This is a genomic window from Mycobacterium sp. IS-2888, assembly GCF_001954215.1.
Lineage (GTDB): Bacteria > Actinomycetota > Actinomycetes > Mycobacteriales > Mycobacteriaceae > Mycobacterium.
Genome location: NZ_MBET01000050.1, coordinates 54,922 through 61,154, shown reverse-complemented (window position 1 = coordinate 61,154; position 6,233 = coordinate 54,922). Strand labels below are relative to the sequence as shown.

Below are 6,233 nucleotides of genomic sequence, written 5' to 3'. Positions count from 1 at the left end.
GGGGGGGGGGCTTGGGGCGCCCATCGCGGGCGCCCCGGGGGGGGGGGGGGCCCCCCGGGGCGGGGGCATTGGCGGCCCGCGCCAACACCACCAGCTTCGCGTCCTCGTCGTCGAGCCGTTCAGCCATCCTGTTCGCCTTCCTGCTCCACGGGTTCGGCCGGGCTCAGCAGAACGGTGCCGATCCGGACCCGTCCTCGATGATCGGGTCCGCCCTCGGCGCGCAGCCGCAGGCCATGTGTGACGACCTCGGCACCCGGCAGCGGAACCCGGCCCAATTCCAGCGCCAACAGGCCGCCCACGGTATCGACGTCGAGGTCGTCGTCGAATTCCAGATTGTAGAGTTCGCCGACGTCTTCGATCGGCAGCCGCGCGGAGACCCGAAACCGCTTGTCCCCCAGGTCTTCTATCGGTGCGGTCTCTTCCTGGTCGTACTCGTCGGCGATCTCCCCGACGATTTCTTCCAGCACGTCTTCGATGCTGACCAAGCCGGCGATAGCGCCGTACTCGTCGACGAGCAGCGCCATGTGGTTGCGGTCGCGCTGCATTTCCCGCAGCAGCGCATCCAGCGGCTTGGAGTCCGGCACGAACACCGCGGGGCGCATCACCTGCGAGACTTTGGTGTCCCGTCCCCCGTCGGCCGACAAAAACGTCTGTTGGACAAGGTCTTTCAGGTAGACGACGCCGACGATGTCGTCGACGTTCTCACCGATCACCGGTATGCGGGAATGCCCGCTACGGACCGCCAGGTTGGTGGCTTGGCTGGCGAATTTGTCGCTTTCGATCCAGATCATCTCGGTGCGCGGCACCATCACCTCCCGCGCCGGGGTGTCACCGAGTTCGAAGACCGACTGGATCATCCGGCGTTCGTCGGCGGCCACCACACCGCGCTGCTGGGCGAGGTCGACGACCTCGCGCAGTTCGATCTCGGACGCGAACGGCCCGTTGCGCAGCCCGCGGCCCGGGGTCAGCGCGTTACCCAAGACCACCAGCAGTCGGCTGAGCGGCATCAGCAGCCACGAGAGTGCTTGCAGCGGAAGGGCCGTCGCCAACGAAATGGAATACGCGTTCTGGCGGCCCAGGGTGCGCGGGCCCACCCCGATGACGACGAAGCTGGTTACCACCATGGTGGTCGCCGCGCCGAAAAGCGCCCACTTGATGCCGTAGTTGTCGTAGAGGAACACCACCAGCAGTACCGTCGCCGTGATCTCACAGATGATCCGCAGCAGCACCACCAGATTGATGTAGCGGGGCCGCTCGGACATCACCCGGAAAAGCGCGACCGCGCCGGGCCGCTCGTCGCGCACCAGCTCCTGCACCCGGGCCAGCGACACAGTGCTGATCGCGGCGTCGATCGCGGCGAAAAGGCCTCCCAGCGCGATCAGCGCGATCGCGCCGAACAGCTGAGACAAACCGGTCAATTGTCGAAATACCTTGACTTGTCCAGCAACCGGCGGTCCCGTTCCTCCTGGCGGTCCTGCTGGTAGGCCTCGACCTGTTCGGCGACCCACTCCTCGAGCAGCCGCTCCTGCAAGGCGAACATCTCTTTTTCTTCGTCGTGTTCGGCGTGGTCGTAGCCGAGCAGGTGCAGCACACCATGGATGGTCAGCAGCGCCAGCTCATGTCCGAGGCTGTGTCCCGCCGCGGCCGCCTGCTCGGCGGCGAACTCCGGGCACAGCACGATGTCGCCCAGCATCGACGGCCCCGGCTCGGGCGCGTCGGGGCGGCCGCCGGGTTCGAGCTCGTCCATCGGGAAGCTCATCACGTCGGTCGGGCCGGGCAGGTCCATCCAGCGCATGTGCAGGTCGGCCATCGCCGCGGTGTCCAACAGCACCATCGACAGCTCGGCGCTCGGATTGACGTCCATCTTGGCGATGACGAATCGTGCGACGCTGACCAATTCCGCTTCGGAGACGTCGATGCCCGACTCGTTGGATACCTCGATGCTCATGGCACCATCATCGACGACTGCGGACGCCGGAGGCCCGCCGAGCCGCCCGGTTCAGCCCCGAGCCGGGCTCCTCGTATCTGGCGTAGGCGTCGACGATTTCGGAGACCAGCCGGTGACGCACCACGTCCGCGCTGGTCAACTCGGCGATGTGGATGTCGTCGACGCTTTCGAGGATGTCGACCGCCGATCGCAGGCCCGACCTGGCGCCCCCGGGCAGGTCGATTTGTGTCATGTCCCCGGTGACGACGACCTTAGACCCGAAGCCCAGCCGGGTGAGGAACATCTTCATCTGTTCGGCCGTGGTGTTCTGCGCCTCGTCGAGAACGATGAACGCATCATTAAGCGTTCTACCGCGCATGTACCCGAGCGGCGCCACTTCAATCACCCCGGCGGACATCAGCTTTGGGATCAGCTCGGGATCCATCATGTCGTACAGCGCGTCATAGAGCGGCCGCAGATACGGATCGATCTTCTCGCTCAGCGTGCCGGGCAAAAAGCCAAGGCGCTCACCGGCTTCCACGGCCGGCCGGGTCAGGATGATGCGCGTCACCTGTTTGGTCTGCAGCGCGTGGACGGCCTTGGCCATGGCCAGGTACGTCTTCCCGGTGCCCGCCGGGCCGACGCCGAACACGATGGTGTTGGCGTCAATGGCGTCGACGTAACGCTTTTGGTTCAGCGTCTTGGGCCGGATCGTTTTACCGCGGCGCGACAGGATGTCCAGCGTGAGCACTTCCGCCGGTGACTCGTTGCCGGTGCCGACGAGCATGGCGACGCTGTGGCGCACCACCTCCGGCGTCATCGACTGACCGCTTCCGACGATGGCGACGAGCTCGGAGATCACCCGCTCGGCCAGCGCGACGTCGGCCGGCTCACCCGACAGCGTGATGGCGTTCCCGCGCACGTGCAGGTCGGCGTTGAGCATCCGTTCCAATGCCCGCAGGTTCTCGTCGGCCGAACCCAACAGGCCCACGACGAGATCGGGCGGAACATCGATGCTGCTGCGAACCTGAGCAGAGGCCGATGCGTCAGCGGCGCTGGTCTCGCGTGGCGTCACGTGGTTTCCGATGCCTGCCTTCTGCGGTTCCCGCCCGTGGTGGGCGCAGTTTCTAGATTTCCCATCTTACCGCCGGGTGGCTGCTGACCCAATGGCCGGCAAGCCGTCACCGCGAGGCTGTAATTTCCCAGGGAAAGTGCGAGTAAGGGCCTGCGAAATTACAGGCTCGACGGATCGTCCCATCGGTCGGTCAGCACGCCCAGCGCGCCCAGCGCCACCGCGGCCGCGCTCGACGTCCGCAGCACCTGCGGGCCGAGCCGGACCGCTAGCGCGCCCGCGTCCGTCAGCGCCGCCAACTCGTCGGGCGCGATACCGCCCTCCGGGCCGACCACGAGCAACACCGAATCCGCCTGTCCCACAGCGACATCCGCGAGCCCGTCGGTCGCCGACTCATGCAACACCAACGCCTTCGCACCGGCCGCCACCTCGTCGCGGATCCGTTGGGTCAACGCGGCCGTGGACAGCACGCCGTCGACCGCCGGGATGCGCGGCCGACGGGATTGGCGGGCCGCCGATCGGGCGACGGCGCGCCAGCGGCGCAGACCCTTGTCGACCTTCGCGCCTTGCCAGTTGGCCACACACCGAGCCGCCTGCCAGGCCAGGAACGCGTCGGCGCCGGCCTCGGTGGCCAATTCGATCGCCAACTCCGAGCGCTCGGACTTGGGCAGCGCCTGCGCCACCGTCACGGAGGGCCGCGCGGGCGCGACGCGCCAGCGCTCCTGCACCCGGGCACGCAGCCCGTCGCGCCCGGCGTGCTCGACCACGCAGCGCGCCAGGCCGCCGGCTCCGTCGCCGAGCACCAGCTGCTCGCCGGGACGGATCCGGCGCACGGTGGCGGCGTGAAATCCTTCGTCGCCGTCGACGACGGCCAGCGCCCCGGCGTCGGGCAGTGCGTCGATGTAGAACAGCGTCGCCACCATGTGCGCGATCCGTGTGACTGTGGCTAGCGCCCGGTGAAGGTCTCGCGCAGCCGGCTGAACAGCCCGCCGCCGCTGTGCGTCGAGCGGACCTCGGCCACGTCGCGGCTGCGGCGGTTCTTCAGCTCGCGCAGCAGTTCGCTGTCCTGATGGTCGAGCCGTGTGGGAACCACGACCTCGATGTGAACGTGCAGATTGCCCCGCGCGCTGGAGCGCAGGTGCGGCATCCCGTGGCCGCGCAGCGTGATGACCGAACCCGGTTGCGTCCCAGGCGGAATGGTGATCTCGCTCATGCCGTCGAGGATGGCGTCAACGGTGACCGTGGTGCCCAGCGCCGCGTCGACCATCGGCACCGAGATCGTGCAGTGCAGGTCGTCGCCGTCGCGAACGAAAATGTCATGGGCCTGCTCGTGCACCTCGACATACAGGTCGCCGGCCGGTCCTCCCCCGGGCCCGACCTCCCCTTGGGAGGCGAGCCGGACGCGCATGCCGTCGCCGACGCCGGCGGGGATCTTCACACTGATTTCCCGTCGGGCCCGCACCCGGCCGTCGCCCATGCACTGGTGGCACGGGTCGGGGATGACCACCCCGACACCGCGGCAGGTCGGACACGGCCGCGACGTCACCATCTGGCCCAGTAGCGAACGCTGCACCGTCTGCACCTCGCCGCGGCCACCGCAGGTGTCGCAGGGAATCGGCGCGGAATCGCCGTTGGTGCCCTTGCCCTGGCAGCGGTCGCACAACACCGCGGTGTCGACGGTCACCTGCTTGGTCACGCCGGTCGCGCACTCCTCCAGGTCCAGGCGCATCCGCAGCAGCGAGTCGGAGCCGGGCCGCACCCGGCCGATGGGACCGCGTGACGTGGCCCCGCCACTGAAGCCGCCACCGAAGAAGGCCTCGAAGACATCGCCCAAACCGCCGAACCCGCCGAACCCGCCGGCCGAGGCGGCGGCGTTTTCCAGCGGGTCGCCACCCAGGTCGACGATCCGGCGTTTCTCCGGGTCGCTGAGCACTTCGTAGGCGACGCTGATCTCCTTGAATTTCGCCTGCGCGGCCTCATCGGGGTTGACGTCGGGATGCAGTTCGCGCGCCAGCTTGCGATACGCGCGCTTAATGTCCGCATCGCTGGCGTTTCTGCTCACGCCGAGCAGCCCGTAGTAGTCGCGTGCCACGCCTGACCTTTCTTACGCCGCGCCTACGCGGCTATCCATTGTCGGGGTGCGCAGTCATCGAGCACCCAGGACCTCACCGATATAGAGAGCAACCGCGGCCACGCTGGCGATAGTTCCCGGATAGTCCATCCTGGTGGGCCCCAGCACACCCATGCCGCCGTACACCGTGTCGGTGGTGCCGTAGGCGGTGGACACCATCGAGGTGCCCGCCATCTGCTCGACCGCGGTCTCGTGACCGATGCGCACCGTCACCTTGCCGGCTTCTTGCTGTGCCGCCAGCAGCCGCAGCACCACCACCTGCTCCTCGAGGGCCTCCAGGATCGACCGCAGCGAACCGCCGAAGTCCGCGGCATTGCGGGTCAGGTTGGCGGTGCCGCCCATCACCAGGCGCTCCTCGGTGTGTTCCACCAGGGACTCCAGCAATACCGTCGCCGAACGGCCAACCGCGTCACCCAAGCCTCCGGAACCCTCGAGATGGCTGGCGAGATCGGCCACCGCCGTCGAGGCCGCCGCCAGCCGTTTGCCCTCCAACGCCTGACCGAGCATCTCACGCAGTTGTGAAAGCTGATGATCGTCGATCACATCGCCGAGTTCGACGATGCGCTGATCGACCCGGCCGGTGTCGGTGATGACCACCATCAACAGCCGCGCGGGCGTCAGGGCGATCACCTCCAGGTGGCGAACGGTCGAGGTCGACAGTGTCGGGTACTGGACCACGGCCACCTGGCGGGTCAGCTGTGCCAGCAGGCGCACAGCCCGGCGCAGCACGTCATCGAGGTCGACGCCGGACTCGAGGAAGCTTTGGATCGCGCGCCGCTCGGCCGACGACAGCGGCTTGACGTCATCGAGCCGATCGACGAACTCGCGGTATCCCTTCTCGGTGGGCACCCGACCGGAGCTGGTGTGGGGCTGGGCGATGTAGCCCTCGGCCTCCAGCACCGCCATGTCGTTGCGGACCGTGGCGCTGGACACGCCCAAGTTATGGCGTTCCACCAATGATTTGGAGCCGATCGGTTCCTTGGTGGCGACGAAGTCGGCGACGATCGCACGCAACACCTCGAAGCGACGCTCGTCCGCGCTTCCCATCGACGCCCACCTCCTTGATCGCGTCCATTTTACGGTCTCACGAGGTGTGACCTGCC

General features: G+C 67.8%; 6 protein-coding genes. All 6 read right to left on the bottom strand.

The window, feature by feature from the left end; all coding sequences use genetic code 11:
• Positions 1 to 119 precede the first annotated feature (119 nt).
• Positions 120 to 1,418 carry a hemolysin family protein gene (locus tag A5745_RS07865; RefSeq protein ID WP_076064669.1) on the bottom strand — a complete coding sequence of 433 codons (1,299 nt, stop codon included), beginning with the start codon at positions 1,416 to 1,418 and terminating at the stop codon, positions 120 to 122.
• Complete coding sequence (gene ybeY, locus A5745_RS07860) at positions 1,415 to 1,948, bottom strand: rRNA maturation RNase YbeY (RefSeq protein ID WP_076064668.1); 534 nt, start codon at positions 1,946 to 1,948, stop codon at positions 1,415 to 1,417. Before ybeY ends, A5745_RS07865 begins: the two co-directional genes overlap by 4 nt.
• A 7-nt stretch (positions 1,949 to 1,955) precedes the next feature.
• The gene (locus A5745_RS07855) at positions 1,956 to 3,002 is read right to left on the bottom strand and encodes a PhoH family protein (protein WP_076115660.1); all 1,047 of its coding nucleotides are present in this window, start codon (positions 3,000 to 3,002) and stop codon (positions 1,956 to 1,958) included.
• Between the two features lie 158 nt (positions 3,003 to 3,160).
• Complete coding sequence (locus tag A5745_RS07850) at positions 3,161 to 3,922, bottom strand: 16S rRNA (uracil(1498)-N(3))-methyltransferase (RefSeq protein ID WP_076115659.1); 762 nt, start codon at positions 3,920 to 3,922, stop codon at positions 3,161 to 3,163.
• A gap of 23 nt (positions 3,923 to 3,945) precedes the next feature.
• The gene (dnaJ, locus tag A5745_RS07845; RefSeq protein WP_076064665.1) at positions 3,946 to 5,091 is read right to left on the bottom strand and encodes a molecular chaperone DnaJ; all 1,146 of its coding nucleotides are present in this window, start codon (positions 5,089 to 5,091) and stop codon (positions 3,946 to 3,948) included.
• Between the two features lie 54 nt (positions 5,092 to 5,145).
• Positions 5,146 to 6,177, bottom strand: a complete 1,032-nt coding sequence (hrcA, locus tag A5745_RS07840; protein ID WP_076064664.1) for a heat-inducible transcriptional repressor HrcA — start codon at positions 6,175 to 6,177, stop codon at positions 5,146 to 5,148.
• Between the last annotated feature and the right edge of the window lie 56 nt (positions 6,178 to 6,233).